This window comes from Mycobacterium sp. NGS48, assembly GCF_059812585.1.
Genome location: NZ_JCALCY010000017.1, coordinates 56,329 through 71,678, shown reverse-complemented (window position 1 = coordinate 71,678; position 15,350 = coordinate 56,329). Strand labels below are relative to the sequence as shown.

The following is a 15,350-nucleotide window of genomic DNA, read 5'->3' as shown; positions in this document are numbered from 1 at the left end:
TCAGCATCACCCGAACAGACCATCACCGATCGAAGGCTCGCTGATCAGTTCCCATTAGGGCCCTCCTACCACATCCCGGCGGCTTGCCGAGGCAGCGGCAGCCCGGCAGCACTGGACTGGCTCATCGATTCGCTGCGACTCGATTCCGGGCAGGTGCTCCTGGACTGTGGGGCCGGTCTGGGAGGACCGGCGGCGTACGCCAGCCGGCGACGAGCTGTACGGCCGGTGTTGCTGGAACCCGAACTCGGCGCCTGCCGTGCGGCCCGCAAGCTGTTCGGCTTCCCGGTGCTGCAAGGTTCGGCGTCGGCGATTCCTCTTGCCGACGAAAGTTGCGATAGCGCGTGGGCGTTGGGAGTGTTGTGCACGACGTCATCGCAATTGGCGCTACTCGAAGAACTGCGCCGGGTCGTACGGCCGGCCGGCGGCATCGGATTACTGGTGTTCGTCAAGCGAATGCCTGAGCACGACGAGCAGCCGGACGGCAACAACTTCCCTTCCGAGGAAGCGCTGGATGACATGGTGTGCCAGGCCGAGATGCGCATAACCGCCCGGCGTGGCCTGGTGGACATGCCGCCCGCGAGGCCAGAATGGCAAACTCAAGAAGAGACCGTGAGTGCCGAACTGGGCCGCCGGCATGGTGGCAAACGCGCCTGGTGCTTGGCGGAGGATCAGAGCGGACGCATGGCGAAACTGCTTGCAGCATCCCGGATTGCGGGTGAACTGCTCATTCTGCAGCGACGGTAAGCGCCGGCATCGACCTCCACCAGGCCACTCGGTCGACCGCGTTCGGTGGCCAACGCAGCTTCGACGTCCGAAACCATTGCGGCATCGTTTCGTCGCCGCACTGTCGGGGTATGCGGCTGTCGTGGCACCAACGCGACGACGGGGCCTTCGCGCCCTTGCGGTGATCTGCACGTTGAAGCCCGGCGGAACACCGTCGAGCAGCGAACTCATGGCGACTCAACTGCTGGATCAACTGCGCCGTTACGATGTCGAGGGCGAATCGATACGGGCCGTAGACTTCTCCGTCTTGCCCGGCGTCGAGGCAGACATGGGCCCTGGTGACCAATGGGCACCAATCCGCGAAAAGATTCGCGCCGCAGACATCCTGATCGTGTCCACCCCGACATGGGTGGGGCACATGTCCAGCGTCGCACAGCGGGTCCTGGAACGGCTGGACGCGGAGTTGTCCAACACCGACGACGCGGGTCGGCCGGCTATGGTCGGCAAGGTGGCGCTGGCGGCCGTGGTCGGCAACGAAGATGGCGCGCACAAGGTCGTCGCCGACCTCTTCCAGGCGCTCAACGACATCGGCTTCAGCATTCCGGCGCAGGGCTGCACTTACTGGAACGGTGAAGCCATGCAGGGCAACGACTTCAACGATCTCGATGAGGTGCCCGAGGCAGTGGCCACTACCACTGCCGCCGCTGCCCGCAATGCCGCCCACCTGGCCGACGTGCTACGCGGAAACGAGTACCCCTCCTACCGGTAATCGCCACCGCCGAACCGAAGGCTATGGCGCGTGATCGCCTAACCGGCGCTGTTGCCTGATCACCGCGTCGAGGTCTGAGAGTCGTTGCAACCCCGCCAAGGGCCGCGACATCCGCTTATTTCCGGCAAGTCGATCGCGGTTGCGGTGCATAAACCACCAATAGCCGCCCGTAAAGGGGCAGGCATCCTCACCGATCCGCTTTTTCGGGTTGAAACGGCAGTGCCGGCAGTAGTTGCTCATCCGGTCGATGTAGGCACCGCCGGACGCATACGGCTTGGTTGCCATCAGGCCACCGTCGGCATGCTGTGACATGCCAATGACGTTGGGTACCATCACCCAGTCGTAGCCATCGACGAAACAGCGGTGAAACCAGTCGGTCAGCGCGGCGGGATGCCAGCCGCGCTGTAACGCGTAGTTGGACAGCACCATGAGTCGTGGGATGTGATGCACCCATCCGTGGTCGCGGACGTCGGCCAGCACGTCGCGCAGGCAGCAGGCCTGCACTGCATCGGCGTCCAACTCGGCGAACCACCTGGGCAGCGAACCTCTTGCGGCCAACGCATTTCGCGTGCGGTACCTCTCGCCGAAGTGCCAGTAGACGTGCCAGACATAATCGCGCCAACCGATCAGCTGCCGGATGTAGCCTTCGACGCTGTTCAGTGGGGCCGATCCAGCGCGGTATGCGTCCTGCGCCGCGTAGGCACAGTCCAGCGGATCGAGCAGACCCAAATTCATCGGAGCTGACAGCAGGCTGTGCGACATCCACCAGTCGTCCTTCATCATCGCGTCTTCATAGCGGCCGAAGTCGAAGAGCCGCCGTCGAACGAAGACATCGAAGGCGTGCTGAGCTTCCTCCTGCGTGACCGCGAATTCACGGGGGCCGTCGCGCCCGACAAACGACACCGTGCCGTCGCGTTCCCAGCGGTCCAAATCGGCTCGGACGCGCTCATCGATCTCGTCTTCCTCGGGAAACCAGGGTGCGGCCACCTCGAGTCGAGTCGACTTCCCGGGCGGCGGGTCGCGGTTGTCGGCGTCGAAATTCCAGCGCGAGCCTGTCGGGTCGGCGCCGTCCATCAGGATGCCTAAGCGGCGGCGAGCATCGCGGTAGAAGTTTTCCAGCAGCAAACTGCGCTGACCGGCCGCCCATTGCTCGAATTCGTCTCTGCTCGTGGCGAAACCGCGGGCGGGCAGTACCTGGACCGACGGCCGCGTTCGGACAAACCGATCCGCCACCCGCGACGTCGGCTGGCATACCGTGATCGGGTCGCCAACGCCGGCCAACGCATCCCGATATGTGTGCGCCTGGATGAACTGGGCTTGATCACCGAGCTCGGCGGCGCGGTGGCGGATCGCGGACAAAACCAGGTGGGCTTTACGCCGGTGAAAACGCCGGCGTGCAAAGACTGCGCGTGACTCGATCAACAGCACCGGCTGATCGGGTTCGTCGAGAAAGTGCGGACCCAACTGGTCCGCGAAACACCACCGCCTGCTGAGTCCTTTCAACGCAAGCTCACGCCCTGCGGTGTAGGTGATGGGTTGACGGGCACCCGGCCGAGATTGAACACGACATGGATGTTCCCGTTCTGAGCCGGCCCAACCAGGTGAACCCGAGGTCTGGACGGCGGTCCGGCACGGTCCGTTAGTCTGCGTTGGGAACCGCTGCCATGAGGCATAAGTTCGACCACTGGAGGAAAAGGGCGTGGCCGCCAACTTCACGGACGTTATCAAATCCAAGTATCTGCTGCTGACGACGTTCACAAAGGATGGCCGTCCCAAGCCGACACCGATCTGGGGCGTGCCTGCCGGCGACCGGCTCCTCGTCATCACCGACGACGACTCGTGGAAGGTCAAGCGGATCCGCAACACCCCCCGGGTGACACTCGCTACCAGCGGGGCATTGGGTAAGCCCACAAGCAAAGAAGTCGAGGCGACTGCCACGGTGCTGCCGAAGTCGGAGACGCGCCGCGTCTACAACGCCGTGCTCAAACGCTACTGGTACCACGCCTGGTGGTTTTATGCGCACTCGATCGTTCGCGGCGGTATCGACAAGGTGCACATCGGGATCGAAGTCAAAGCCGCTGGTTAGGACGTCGGCCGCGGTGGCTGGCGACGACGACCCATGACACGCCCGCTGCGAATAAGGCACTGGCCTGCGCGACACGAGTACGGCCGGTGGGGTAGAAAACACCGGCAACGTAGCGGTCGATGAAGCCGGTTGCGGGCAGCGGATCCATGTTCGCCTGAGCTCGGGCCCACTGTTCGAGATATGTCGACGGACAAGGCAATCGGAAGCAAATCACCGCCACGGCCCACACGACCGCCAGCACGTGCAGCAGGAGGGTGCGTGGCCAGCGCAATGCCAGAAATCCGCCGCTCGGCACATAGATGAGGTAAGCAAGGTGCGCGCTGACGATCAGCAACACAGCGGCGGCGAAATAAGGTTTGTCGGGGACTGAATGGCGTTGGCGCAGGGGAGTGGCCGCACGCCGAGTGCATGGCTGCCTGCACATGTTCGGCGGTCCTATTTCGCCGGATTGCGCCGGACCTGATAGCGACGCTCGGCATACGCGAGATCATCCCGCCACAGCCGGCTGGCGGTGTAGCGCATAAGAGGTCTCAGCAACGGGGCCGCCCGGCGTGCCCGGGCGAACCCGGCCCGGTCTGACTGTGCGATGGTGGCCTCGATGACGGCCGTGCGCGGTTTGCCGTCCTCTCCGAAACCAATGGGCGTCGCGTGGGTTTCGACAACGCTGCCAGCGCCCTCCCCGTCTACGATGCGCATCACGATAGTGCGTGCCGCCGGGCTGGTGAATTCCGCGATGACTGGCACGCCGAATCCGCCGACGCGGAAGGTCACCGCAACCAAAAAATGATCGGCTTGTTCGCTGGGAGTAGCCAGCACTTCGAGCCGGGCGAACGAGTATGGGTGAAACCACGCTCCGTGCCAGGGGTCGAGGCGGTTGGCGATGATGTCGCACGGCTCGCACACACCCACGAGGTGGGTGACGGCGGGTAACGTCTCGCCGATCGGTCTGGACGGGATCACCGGCGTGTCCAGCGGTGGTTCACCGCCGGCACCATCGAGTCGAACCCATGCCAGTACACCGTCGTCGTGACTGGGCAACGGTTTCCAGCCGAGTTTGGCGGTATCGCCGTCCAGGGTCAGCCCATGCCATCGGCAGATCAACGAGCCCTGGTGCACCGTGCCGGTTGCGAGGTCGGCACCGAGGTGCGGGCAGCTTTGCGGGCCGACGCAAAGCACGCCGTGCCGGTCACGCCATGCGACGACGTCGACACCGGCAACAGTCGTCCCGAACGGGCGATCCCGACGAACCGCGCGGCTGTCGGCAAACACGTACCAGTTACCGGTCGGTCTCTGTTCAGCGCGGTGCAGTGCCGCGTTGATGATGGCCGGTTGGGCCTCGCGATACGTGGGCCGCTGCGTGGGCCATGACGGGTGTGCCATGAGTTGCAGCGGCCAGTCTTTAGGCCAATGCCCGCGTAACTTCTGCAGAACGCTCATTGTCGTTGGGCTTTCTCACGGGTCGCGAGCCAGCGCAGCAGCGGCGACCGGCCTCGGTTGGGAACAGTATGCAGCGGGTGCCCGGCGACGTCCCATCGGGCCAACAGTTGGTTGGCGGCGCACCAACCGGTCGTGGCCGCGCGTTCCATCAGTGCGACGGGTAAGTCGATGCGAATTCCGTCTCCGGCCAACACCAGTCCCCGTTGCGGAGTGCTGACAGTGGGTCGGTCAGCGTGGGAGCCCGGCGCGAACAGCGCGCAGTCGCTGCGCTGGAGAACACGCTCGACGACCACCTGCGCCGTCGCGGTCTCCGGGTAAAGCTCGTGTAGTTGCCCGAGCACCGTGTCATGCAGCGGTGGGGAACCAGCGGCATAGCAATGTAATTCGACAACAGAACCGTGATGCTGCTGCGACCAGTCAGCTGCTTCGCGTTCGTAGCGCTCCAGGACGCTGACGTTGTCGAGCGGTTTGCGGCCGGCGGTGCCCAGGAATGCCGGACGGCCGGAAGCCACTGGCCGGTCGAGCCATAACCGATGCACCACAAAGGGCGGCGCGGTACGCAGCCGTGCGATCCGGTCGCGCCATACGTCGTCGGCCAGGCCGGGCGACGCTGCCACGATCTGCTGCAAACCCGTGACATCGGTCGCCAACACCACCGCATCGGAGTCCATACTTTCTCCTGAGTCCGTGTGCACGCGAAACGGCTGTGCTGCATCGGTTTCGATGCCGGTCACGGTTGTGCCGAGCCGGAACCGCACGCGATGAGACTCCAGGTGGCGCCGCAGCGGCTCCCACAGTGCAGTGTCGTAGTTCGAGGTCGGGACGTCGAAAACAAGTCCTTCGCTGGACCCGAGAAAGTAGATGTGAAACATGGTCGCCAACTCCGCAGCCGACAATTGCGAAGGGTCGGCGAAAAAACTGCGCGAGAACACTTCAAAGGCGAGATGGCGTGCATCCTCGGGAAAGTTGATGCTCTTCAAAAATGTTTCGGCGTCGATGTGGTCGAGCTCAGCGTAGACCTGCGGTACCGATAACGCCGCCAGCGGTGCGGCGGCCCGCGCATCGAGGCGGGCCAGGTCGGCAAGACGGAAGGTGGGACTGCGGATGGCGAACGCCAGCGCGTTCCAGGGTGGGGTGCGCGGCAGATTGCGGAAACTGTCGCGTCGGCCCGCGCCATCGACCAGCGGATAGTCGTGGACAGGCGTGAGCATGCTCAGTCGAGCGTCAACTCGGCGCAGTAGTGCGCGCAGGTTGTAGTACTGCCGAAAGAAAGCGTGGAAGCCGCGATTCATCGCTAGGTGGCTGCCATCCTGCGATTCGGTCCAGCCGCCTACCCGTCCACCCAAGTAGTGCTCTCGCTCGATCACCTCGACGGCGACACCGCGTTCGGCCAGACCGGTCGCGGCGGCCAGACCGGCGATGCCGGCGCCCACGACGACAGCGCTGGGGCGGCACGGCAGCGCATCGACACTCGGCAAACCCTCTGGTGCCAAGTGAGTTTCGTGGCGGCGATCCATCATTGCGGCGTGTGAGCGAGAAAAGTGTGGACGATGTTGGCCTCCCACCCGGGCATCGTTTCGCTGTGCACGGCGGTGAACCCGGCTTCTGACAGTCGGCGCCGGAAGCTCGCCGCCCCGTCGAAAGCCAAAACGCTGCGCCACAGATAGCGATAAAGCGTGGCGTCGCGGGTGCGCCACCATCCGGTGGGGATGATGATCCCCCAGCAGACCGCATGCCAGATGCGGGTGGCAGCAGAGGAGTCGCGCACCGAATACTCGTGAATCGCCAAGATGCCCCCCGGCCGCAGCAGCGCGCGAAACTGCCGCAACTGGGCATCGGCGTCATCCAGGTTGCGCACCAGGTACGCCGCCAGGATGCCGTCGAACGGTCCGGTGACGCCATGACGTGCCAATTGCTCGATGGGCGTGTGCACGAAGCGCACCGAGGCCGGCCAGTCCTTCGCCCGTGCTGCATCGAGCATTCCACCCGACGCGTCGACCGCGACGATGTCCGCCTCGGGCGCAACCGTGAGCAGCGCTGCGGTTGACGCGCCGGTACCGCACCCAGCGTCGAGCAGTCGCAGTCCCTTGCCATTGTTGGCCAGTCGCATTCGGCGTGCCGAACGCCGCAAGTTCGGGTGGTAGCCGGGATTGGCGCTGACCAGTCGATCGTAGGCCGCTGCGCCGGCGTCGAATGCACGCGCTAAACCGCTGGCGCGCAACGAGATTCTACCGGCGCTCACGCTGGCGCTCCCACAACAGCAGCACCGCAGTGAGCAGCGCGAAGCCGAACAGAAAATCTTCGACTGGGATATCGAACGGGAAGCGTACGCCGCTGGTCTGGCGATTGTCATAAACCACGATCGGTGCGCTGAGCTTTGTCAGCCAGCCGTCGACGAGGACCTGAAATCCCAGCACGATCAGCATCGACAGCCAGTAGGCCGGGCGCTGAAACAGGCCGGTGCGCAGCACCGCCAGTTCGATGGCACAAACGGCGACAACGGCCAGCACGGCCGGTGCCGTGTATCCCAGCCCCGTCATCGGCGATTCACCTTCACCCGATCGAGAATGGTGCTCACCGCGTTGTAGGTCAGCAGTGCGCACAACGGGATCACGACGAAGAACAAGACCTCTTCGATCGGAACCCCGAATGGAACGTGTACACCGGTGATGTAGGCCGGGTTGTACGTCCAGAAATGCGCGGCGACCGCGACTTCGTCCCAGATCAGAAATATCGCCGCAGCGGGCAGCACCGCACCAACGAGTCGTCGCGGTTGCCGATAGACACCCCGGCCGAACAACTCCAACGGGAGGGTGATCGCCAGGCAACCGGCCAGCACCACAAGGTATTGCCAGCGATCGCTCATGCGGCGTGCTTTTGACCAGTGCGTGCGCGCCATGCCTGGAAGAGGCCGACGCCGGCCACGTGAAGCCGTCGCCCCATGCCGACGTTGGCCCGGCGACTGAACACCGCGAAATCACACGCCTCGATGCGCTGCAAGATCTCGGAATACAAGGTCATGGCGGTTGTCACGCAGGGGCGTGAACGCGGAGCAAGCAATGCTATGCCGTCGCCGGCGTACCGATAGATCTGCCGGGTGATGTCGTGCTGGTCGGCCAGTGCGTGACGCACCCTGACATCGGTGCGACGATGGTCGTGACACCACATCAGCAGATCCCGGTCGACATCGTAGGCGGCAAGTTCGTCTGCCGGCAGATAGATCCTACCTCGCATCAGGTCTTCATCGACATCACGCAGGAAGTTGGTCAGTTGGAATGCCTGACCGAGGGCCGCCGCGTACGGTGCCGCCTCCTCGACGGAGCTGACGGTTCCGAGTATCGGAAGAAGCTGTAACCCAATTACTTCCGCCGAACCGCGCATATAACGGTTGAGGGCTTTTCGGTCGGGATAGTCGGTAACCGTCAGATCCATCCGCATCGACGCCAAGAAGTCATCGAAGAGATCCGAGCCGATACCGTAACGGCGCGCCGTGTCGGCAACCGCCGCGAGCACCGGGTCGTCGGCCCGGCTGCCGGTGAAAAACCGGTCCGAGAGCCGGGCAAGCCGTTCGGCCCTGATGGTGTTGGTCAGGGCCGGGTCCAGATCGTCGAGAATGTCGTCGGCGTGCCGGGCGAAGCCGTATAGCGCATGAACCGGCGGTCTTTGGTCCGGGGCCAGCAACCGGGTGGCCAGAAAGAAGGTGCGTCCGTGGGCGGCGTTGATTTCGCGGCAGCGGCGATATGCTGCGCGAAGCAGTCGGTCGTCGATGCCGGCAGCGTCCAACTCGTTGCGAATCATGGCAAGTGGGCTTTCATGTCGAGGTGGCGTCGGGGTCGGTCCACGACGCCGGTGATCCGGTCGGCGGCGAGCCGTCCGGATATCAGCGCGGTCGGCACGCCCACGCCAGGCACTGTCGAGGATCCGGCTAACACCGCGTTGTCGATACCACGCACGAGGTTTGCCGGGCGGAAAGGCCCGGTCTGACCGAAGGTGTGCGACAGCGCAAATGGCGTGCCGGCCACCATGCCCTGACGAGCCCAGTCGGTGGGGTCGACGACGTCGAGCAGTTCGACACTGTCACGCAGATCGGGCAGCAGCCGGTCGCGAACGGTATCGATAAGCTTGTCGGCGTAGGGTTTTGCGACGTTGGACCAATCCACCTTCCCGCGGTCCAGGTTTGGTGCAGGGGCAAGCACATACAGCAGGTCGTGTCCGGCAGGAGCCAGACCCGAGTCGCTGGTTGTCGGTCGGGTGACCAATAACGACGGATCGCGCATGAGTTGCCCGTCGCGGATGATGTCGGTGAATGTCTGGTCCCACGCATCGCCGAACAGAATCGTGTGATGTGCAGTCGCCGACGTCAGGCTGCGGCAGCCGGCATGAACCACGACCGCCGAGGGCGATGCCCGCAGCGGCCGGAAGCGGCGGGGCGTGCGGCCGAGCAACTCGTACGTGGTGGGCAGTTCGCTGGTCAGCACCACGGCATCACACTCAATGCGCTCACGACTGCTGGTTTGGACTGCCTTGATGCGCGTGCCGTCGCGCTCCAAGCCGGTGACAGTCGAGTTGTAGCGAAATCGCACACCCGCGTCGACACCAGCAGTGGCCAACGCATCCGGTAGTGCACGGATCCCGCCGCGAGGAAAGAACACCCCGGAAACGGTGTCCATGTAGGCGATCACCGCATAAGCTGCCAGCGCATCCTGCGGGGCCACGCCGGCATAGAGGGATTGGAAAGTGAACACCCGCCGCAGCCGCGCGTCGCTGATGTAGCGCTTGACCATGGTGTCCCACTTGCGGAATCCGCCGATCACAGCCAGCCGGGCCAGTTGTGGGGTCAGCAGCGCCAGCGGCGAATCAAAGTTCGCGGAGATGAACCCGTCGAACTCGACGCGGTACAGGCGGGCTAACCAATCGCGCAGCCGGCGATAGCCGGCAGCTTGCCGGGAACCGGCGAATGTCTCGATTGCGTTTGCCATTCGATCGGCGTCGCTGTGGACGTCGATACTGCTGCCGTCGGCGAACACGGCCCGATATGCCGGATCGACCGGAAGCAATTCCAAGCGGTCGGAGAGCGCTTCACCGACGGCACCGAACACCTCATCGATGATTTCGGGCATGGTGAGCACTGTGGGCCCGGTATCGATCCGGTAGCCACCGACGTCCAGCCGGCCGGCACGTCCACCCGGCCACGCCTCACGTTCTACTACCGTGACCGAGCGACCACGCCCGGCCAGATGCAGTGCCGCCGACAGACCGGCCAAACCGGCGCCGATTATCACGACGTGGCCGTCGCGTCCCCGGGTTGTCCGCATCACCGACAGATCCTCGGGCCGGCGATTCTCATTCCGCCCGCTCCGTGCAGGCGGTCGCCATCTTGTCGAGTGCGAGGCAGACGGAACTGTCGATAACATCGTGATCCAGCACATTTCGGGCCAACGTGACGCGGCGGCCGATCAACTCTTCGATCCACTGCGCAGCTCCCGTTTGGACGATCAGCGTTTTCCACCGGTCGAGCGCGCCGTCGTCGAGATTCTCGCTGTTCATCAGTTGGGCGAGTTCGCGGCGGGTGGCCGCGTCTGCCATGTGGTGCGCGGTCACCAGCACGCTGGTCGCCTTTCGTTCCAGCAGGTCCCCTCCGCTGGGCTTGCCGGTGACTTCGGGTGACCCGAAGACGCCCAGCATGTCGTCGCGGAGCTGAAACGCCTCACCGACAGCGGCACCGTAACGGCCAAGCAACGACAAGGTGCACTCGTCGCAGCCGGCCATCGCCGCGCCGATTTCCAAGGGCCGGCGCACTGTGTAGTTGCCTGACTTGCGCCGCGCCACGTCCAGCACGGTGTCCAGGGGTGGCAGATCGCGGACATCGCTTGACAGGTCGGCGAACTGGCCCACCGCCAACTCGATGCGCATCGCGTCGTAGCGCGGCCAAATCCGCTGGAGACTGCGAGAGTCCACTCCGCTCTCCCTCAGCATCTGTTCGGCCCAGATCAGGCACAGGTCCCCCAGCAAGACCGCGCCCGACTCGCCGAATCGGCGTGGCGAACCGGCTAACTTCCGGTCGCGGTGCCAGTCGGCGAACGTGATGTGCGCGGCTTGACGGCCGCGCCGTTCGGGGGAACCGTCCATCACGTCGTCCTGCAGCAGCGCAAAGGCGTGCAGCAACTCCAAACTGGCCGCCGCCGCCAGAGCAGCATCGCTTGGCGCGTCACCGCACAACCAGCCCAGGTACATAAAGGTCGACCGCAGACATTTGCCGCCGGAAACGAAATCGACCAGGGTATCGCCAGCCGAGTCGACTCCTGATCTGTCCAGCTCAGCAACACAATGCTCATCGACGAACGCTGCGACGCTGGCCAGCACGGCCTGCCGGACACCCGATCGCCAACCGACAAAATTGTCCGCATCCGACCAGAGCTTGGTGACAGCTGGAGACACCTCATCCGGAACCAGCGACAAAGTACTCACTTCGCGCACGGTCGCCCCTCCCGGCAGCCATTTCAGTCGCCGACTCGAACGGCTCAAGCTCACGCGGTGATACCCCTCTGCCTGTGTCGACAAACATGACGACATAGCTGGCCGCGCCGGCGACCTCTGTTAATTTGCTTAAACATTAACTTAGTGAAGTTCAGTGCCGAGCGCCAGCAATCGCCGACAACCGACGCGACGGGATGCCGGCAGCAGAGCTCAACGAGTACGTTCGTCAAGGACGGCGACGAACGGGCGTCCGACGTCGGGCCGACTCCGAATAACAGGTGGGAATCTGATGGGCGGAGGTGACGATCAAGAGTGCGCTGCTTGGTGACTGGAGCGACGGGATACGTCGGTGGTCGTCTGGTGCCCCGGCTGTTGAATCGGGGTTACCAGGTGCGCGCATTGGCTCGCAGCCCGGCAAAACTCGACGATGTTCCGTGGCGGAACGGCACCGAAGTGGTGTGTGGCGACCTGAGTGACCCGCAGTCGCTGGCGTCAGCGTTCGAAGACGTCGACATTGTGTATTACCTGGTTCATTCAATGGGGACTTCCGCCGATTTCGGCGCCGAAGAACGACGATCGGCGAAGAACGTGGTGGCCGCCGCTCGGGCTGCCGGTGTGCGCCGCTTGGTGTACCTCAGCGGTCTGCATCCCGCGGGAGCGCGACTATCACCACACCTCGAGTCGCGCACGGCTGTGGGTGACATCTTGCTGAGCTCGGGCATCGAAACCCTGGTATTGCAGGCCGGAGTCATCATCGGTTCTGGCTCGGCCTCGTTCGAGATGATCCGGCACCTGACCGATCGACTGCCGGTCATGACGACACCGAAATGGGTGCACAACAGGATTCAACCCATCGCGGTTCGCGACGTCATGCATTATCTGGTCGAGGCAGCGGCCGCCGATGTGCCGACCTCGCGAACCTGGGATATCGGCGGGCCGGACGTTCTGGAGTACGGCGAGATGATGCAGATCTACGCGGAGACCGCCGGATTGCGCCGACGTGTCATCGTCGTGCTGCCGTTTCTGACACCGACGATCGCCAGTTGGTGGGTGGGTCTGGTGACGCCGATCCCACCGGGGCTCGCGCGACCGCTGGTGGAATCTCTGCACTGCAATGCCGTCATGGCCGACCACGATATCGACGGTGTGATCCCGCACCCGGCGGAGGGCCTTATCGGCTACCGGGAGTCCGTCGAGCTGGCGCTGACGCGTATCGCGCACGGTGTGGTGGAAACGTCCTGGTCGACCGCAACGCACGATGGCGAGCCGTCGGTGGCGCTTCCGAGCGACCCCGCTTGGGCCGGCGAAATCACCTACATCGCAAGTACATCAGCGAATACCAATGCGACACCTTCCGAGCTCTGGAAGGCGATCGAAGCGACCGCGATCCGGCGCGGGTGGCACGAGCAAGGCGGCACACCCGGCGAGTTGTTGCGCTTTCAGACCCTTGGCCGCCAGCCCGGTCAGATGTGGCTGGAGATGCGGGTGTCCGACGCTCCCGGAGGGCACAGCCGCTACGAGCAACGGATGATCTTCTATCCGCACGGTATCGCCGGCCGAATCTACTGGTATGCAGGAATTGTGTTGCAGCGGCGTTGGTTTCGTCGACTATTGCAGGATGTCACCGCCAGCGCGGCAATGTCAGCGGCCTCGGAAGCGTGATGATACGGTCTTGATCCGTGTCGCCGTGTAATGTTACGAATCTTTCGACGCCGGCACAGTGCGTAGCTCAGCGATTTCAGTCGTGACCTGCGCCTCGTCCGTCCGGTATCGGCCATAAACGAATTCGAAAATCGGTGTGGCCATCAGTGTGGTGATGATCGCTACCAGCACGAGCATGGTGAAGAGCCGAGGAGTGATGACGCCGGCTTCGAGCCCGATATTCAAAAGGATGAGTTCAATCAATCCGCGGGCATTCATCAACGATCCCAGCGCAATCGATTCGCGGAGCGGGACTTTCATCAGCCGCGCGACGAGCGTGCATGCCAATCCTTTGCCCGCGATCGAGACGACAAGTATTCCGAGTGTTACCGCCCACAGTGTCGGGCTGTTCAGTAGGCCGATCTGAGTGTTCAGCCCAGAGTAGACGAAGAATAACGGCAGCAAAAACGTCGTGACGATTGGCTCCAAGCCGGTCGTGAGCTGCCGCGCGAAAAAACCGCGTGGCATGGCGACACCGAGAATGAATGCGCCAAATATGGCGTAGATTCCGATGGTGTCTGTGAACCAGGAACATGCCATGAGCAGAATAAGGACGCTGCACAGCACCGGTGGTGTGATCGTGTTCCGCCGTTCCGATACTGCACCGAGCACAGCTAAAGTTCTGCGGCCGGCCGTCAGCAACAGCAGGGTGTATAGGATGCCGCCGATTATTGCTGTCGCGGCCACGACGGGATTACCCCGATGAATGGCCAATACGATTGCCAGAATGCACCACGAGAGCGCATCGTCAGCTGCGCCACACGCTAAGGCGAGCGTGCCTAAAGGTGTTCCGGAAAGTCGTGTTTCGAAAATGATTCGGGCCAGCATCGGGAACGCGGTGGTCGCGATGGAGGCTCCCAAGAACATCATTGCCATGAGAAGCGTGACGTCTTTTTCGAAGAACTTTCCGCTTGCCAGTAGCGGCACGGCGATCAGCGCTCCGAGGGCAAGCGGCGCGAGAATACCTGCTGTGGAGACCGCCGCTGCAGTGCGGACGCGATGTTTGATCAGGTCGACGTCGAAATTGAGTCCGACCAGAAACATGTAGAGCACCAGGCCGATCTGCGCCGTGGTATACAGCACGACATTTGCTTGGCCTTGGGGAAACAGGTGGTGTTGAAAACCGGGCGCTAGGCTACCGAACAGTGACGGGCCGAGAAGGACGCCGGCAATCATTTCCCCGACGACCTGCGGTTGTCCCAAACGCTGTGCAGCTAATCCTACAAGACGGCAAGCTCCAAGTATGACGGCAAGCTCGAGGAAAAAATGTACAGATATCGCTGCGGGCATAGGTCAGGTCCTAAAGTAAAAAATCTGTACATTTCGAGAGGTCGGCACGATCAGCCCGTGTCAGACCAACGGAAGACTGCGAGACAAGCAATCAAGCCGCCAATACTCCATGCTGCCAGCACAAAAAACGTTGCCCAGTGCTCCCAGCTGCCGGCCGGCTCGAACACCACCATATTCGACGGCAACAGCACCGACCGAAATCCCTGCGCCATCCATTTCACTGGAAAGATGGAGCCAATGGTCAGCATCCATGTCGGTAACGCCATCAATGGTACGTAGGTGCCTGATACGAATTGTAAACCCACTGCTGGGCCATTCGTTATAACGGCGGCGGAAACCGCGTTACTCGCGAAATTGCTGATAAATATTCCCAACAAGGAGCAACTGACAATGCCGAGCAGAAATACCCACGAGAACGTGAGCCATTCGAAAAGGTCAGTCGGTAGGCGGATTTTAAACATCAATACGCCGACGGAGAGCAGAACGATGGCCTCGGCGAGGCTGGCGACGGCGACCAGCAGAATTTTTCCGATGAAATAGGAAGTGGCGGTGGTCGGCGTTCCGCGAAGTCGCTTCAAGGCGCCGGTATCTCGGTCGGCAGCGATGCTGATGCCGAGGTTGATAAACGATGTCGAGAGAATCCCATAGGCGAGGATACTCGCCGCGATCACCGCACCGGTACTGGTGTTGCTTTGAGGTAGTTTCGCTGAAAAAATCGAGCCGAGCAAGATGCAAATCACAGCCGGCATCGAAAATGTCAAGGCTACCTGTTCCGGCCGGCGGTAGAACATCTTCAACTCGGGAATTACACGCGAGAATCCGATGCGCAGCGAAGAGGGGAGCCGTGACTCCGGGCCAGGTGCGCGG

At 63.0% G+C, this 15,350-nt stretch carries 16 protein-coding genes; 4 read left to right on the top strand and 12 right to left on the bottom strand.

Annotation, left to right across the window (positions count from 1 at the left end; translation table 11 throughout):
• Together AC5Y42_RS20785 and AC5Y42_RS20780 are read left to right on the top strand one after the other, a co-directional pair.
• Nucleotides 1–744: class I SAM-dependent methyltransferase (locus AC5Y42_RS20785; protein WP_499900456.1), on the top strand; the 744-nt coding region annotated here is incomplete at its 5' end.
• 121 nt (nt 745–865) lie between these two features.
• Nucleotides 866–1,492, top strand: a complete 627-nt coding sequence (locus tag AC5Y42_RS20780) for a flavodoxin family protein (protein WP_499900455.1) — start codon at nt 866–868, stop codon at nt 1,490–1,492.
• 21 nt (nt 1,493–1,513) lie between these two features.
• Here AC5Y42_RS20780 and AC5Y42_RS20775 read toward each other — a convergent pair whose 3' ends face one another.
• On the bottom strand, nt 1,514–2,995 hold the full coding sequence (locus AC5Y42_RS20775) for a cryptochrome/photolyase family protein (protein WP_499900454.1): 1,482 nt from the start codon (nt 2,993–2,995) through the stop codon (nt 1,514–1,516).
• A 196-nt stretch (nt 2,996–3,191) separates the two neighbouring features.
• Between AC5Y42_RS20775 and AC5Y42_RS20770 the strand changes: the two genes are divergently transcribed.
• Complete coding sequence (locus AC5Y42_RS20770; protein WP_499900453.1) at nt 3,192–3,578, top strand: PPOX class F420-dependent oxidoreductase; 387 nt, start codon at nt 3,192–3,194, stop codon at nt 3,576–3,578.
• Here the strand turns inward: AC5Y42_RS20770 and AC5Y42_RS20765 are convergent.
• The 9 genes from AC5Y42_RS20765 to AC5Y42_RS20725 are packed head-to-tail and all read right to left on the bottom strand — an operon-like array spanning nt 3,562 to nt 11,474.
• Complete coding sequence (locus tag AC5Y42_RS20765; protein WP_499900452.1) at nt 3,562–4,002, bottom strand: DUF2784 domain-containing protein; 441 nt, start codon at nt 4,000–4,002, stop codon at nt 3,562–3,564. The genes AC5Y42_RS20770 and AC5Y42_RS20765 overlap by 17 nt on opposite strands.
• Nucleotides 4,003–4,013: 11 nt before the next feature.
• Nucleotides 4,014–5,015 carry a DUF5914 domain-containing protein gene (locus tag AC5Y42_RS20760; protein WP_499900451.1) on the bottom strand — a complete coding sequence of 334 codons (1,002 nt, stop codon included), beginning with the start codon at nt 5,013–5,015 and terminating at the stop codon, nt 4,014–4,016.
• A complete protein-coding gene (locus AC5Y42_RS20755) occupies nt 5,012–6,535 on the bottom strand; it encodes an oleate hydratase (protein WP_499900450.1) in 1,524 nt (507 codons plus the stop codon). The genes AC5Y42_RS20760 and AC5Y42_RS20755 overlap by 4 nt, the downstream gene beginning before the upstream one ends.
• Entirely contained in the window at nt 6,532–7,257 is a 726-nt protein-coding gene (locus AC5Y42_RS20750; RefSeq protein ID WP_499900449.1) for a class I SAM-dependent methyltransferase, read from the bottom strand. Before AC5Y42_RS20750 ends, AC5Y42_RS20755 begins: the two co-directional genes overlap by 4 nt.
• Complete coding sequence (locus AC5Y42_RS20745; RefSeq protein WP_499900448.1) at nt 7,244–7,555, bottom strand: lycopene cyclase domain-containing protein; 312 nt, start codon at nt 7,553–7,555, stop codon at nt 7,244–7,246. The genes AC5Y42_RS20750 and AC5Y42_RS20745 overlap by 14 nt, the downstream gene beginning before the upstream one ends.
• Nucleotides 7,552–7,881, bottom strand: coding sequence for a lycopene cyclase domain-containing protein (locus AC5Y42_RS20740; protein ID WP_499900447.1), 330 nt, complete (start codon nt 7,879–7,881; stop codon nt 7,552–7,554). Before AC5Y42_RS20740 ends, AC5Y42_RS20745 begins: the two co-directional genes overlap by 4 nt.
• Nucleotides 7,878–8,813, bottom strand: a complete 936-nt coding sequence (locus AC5Y42_RS20735; RefSeq protein WP_499900446.1) for a phytoene/squalene synthase family protein — start codon at nt 8,811–8,813, stop codon at nt 7,878–7,880. Before AC5Y42_RS20735 ends, AC5Y42_RS20740 begins: the two co-directional genes overlap by 4 nt.
• Entirely contained in the window at nt 8,810–10,330 is a 1,521-nt protein-coding gene (gene crtI, locus AC5Y42_RS20730) for a phytoene desaturase family protein (protein ID WP_499900462.1), read from the bottom strand. Before crtI ends, AC5Y42_RS20735 begins: the two co-directional genes overlap by 4 nt.
• A gap of 28 nt (nt 10,331–10,358) precedes the next feature.
• Nucleotides 10,359–11,474, bottom strand: coding sequence for a polyprenyl synthetase family protein (locus AC5Y42_RS20725; RefSeq protein WP_499900461.1), 1,116 nt, complete (start codon nt 11,472–11,474; stop codon nt 10,359–10,361).
• Nucleotides 11,475–11,816: 342 nt separating this feature from the next.
• Here AC5Y42_RS20725 and AC5Y42_RS20720 point away from each other — a divergent pair, with 342 nt between their 5' ends.
• Complete coding sequence (locus AC5Y42_RS20720) at nt 11,817–13,154, top strand: DUF2867 domain-containing protein (RefSeq protein WP_499900445.1); 1,338 nt, start codon at nt 11,817–11,819, stop codon at nt 13,152–13,154.
• Nucleotides 13,155–13,187: 33 nt separating this feature from the next.
• On the opposite strand, the gene AC5Y42_RS20715 is transcribed toward AC5Y42_RS20720, so the two are convergent.
• Both AC5Y42_RS20715 and AC5Y42_RS20710 read right to left on the bottom strand, forming a co-directional pair.
• Nucleotides 13,188–14,483, bottom strand: coding sequence for a cation:proton antiporter (locus AC5Y42_RS20715; RefSeq protein WP_499900444.1), 1,296 nt, complete (start codon nt 14,481–14,483; stop codon nt 13,188–13,190).
• Nucleotides 14,484–14,533: 50 nt separating this feature from the next.
• A complete protein-coding gene (locus AC5Y42_RS20710) occupies nt 14,534–15,274 on the bottom strand; it encodes an ABC transporter permease (RefSeq protein ID WP_499900460.1) in 741 nt (246 codons plus the stop codon).
• Nucleotides 15,275–15,350: the final 76 nt, after the last annotated feature.

Excerpts from the sequence above, each read along its gene's own strand:
- AC5Y42_RS20765 (WP_499900452.1), bottom strand. The coding sequence starts at position 4,002 with ATGTGCAGGCAGCCATGCACTCGGCGTGCGGCCACTCCCCTGCGCCAA.
- AC5Y42_RS20760 (WP_499900451.1), bottom strand. The coding sequence starts at position 5,015 with ATGAGCGTTCTGCAGAAGTTACGCGGGCATTGGCCTAAAGACTGGCCG.
- AC5Y42_RS20755 (WP_499900450.1), bottom strand. The coding sequence starts at position 6,535 with ATGATGGATCGCCGCCACGAAACTCACTTGGCACCAGAGGGTTTGCCG.
- AC5Y42_RS20745 (WP_499900448.1), bottom strand. The coding sequence starts at position 7,555 with ATGACGGGGCTGGGATACACGGCACCGGCCGTGCTGGCCGTTGTCGCC.
- AC5Y42_RS20740 (WP_499900447.1), bottom strand. The coding sequence starts at position 7,881 with ATGAGCGATCGCTGGCAATACCTTGTGGTGCTGGCCGGTTGCCTGGCG.
- AC5Y42_RS20735 (WP_499900446.1), bottom strand. The coding sequence starts at position 8,813 with ATGATTCGCAACGAGTTGGACGCTGCCGGCATCGACGACCGACTGCTT.
- crtI (WP_499900462.1), bottom strand. The coding sequence starts at position 10,330 with ATGCGGACAACCCGGGGACGCGACGGCCACGTCGTGATAATCGGCGCC.
- AC5Y42_RS20715 (WP_499900444.1), bottom strand. The coding sequence starts at position 14,483 with ATGCCCGCAGCGATATCTGTACATTTTTTCCTCGAGCTTGCCGTCATA.
- AC5Y42_RS20710 (WP_499900460.1), bottom strand. The coding sequence starts at position 15,274 with ATGTTCTACCGCCGGCCGGAACAGGTAGCCTTGACATTTTCGATGCCG.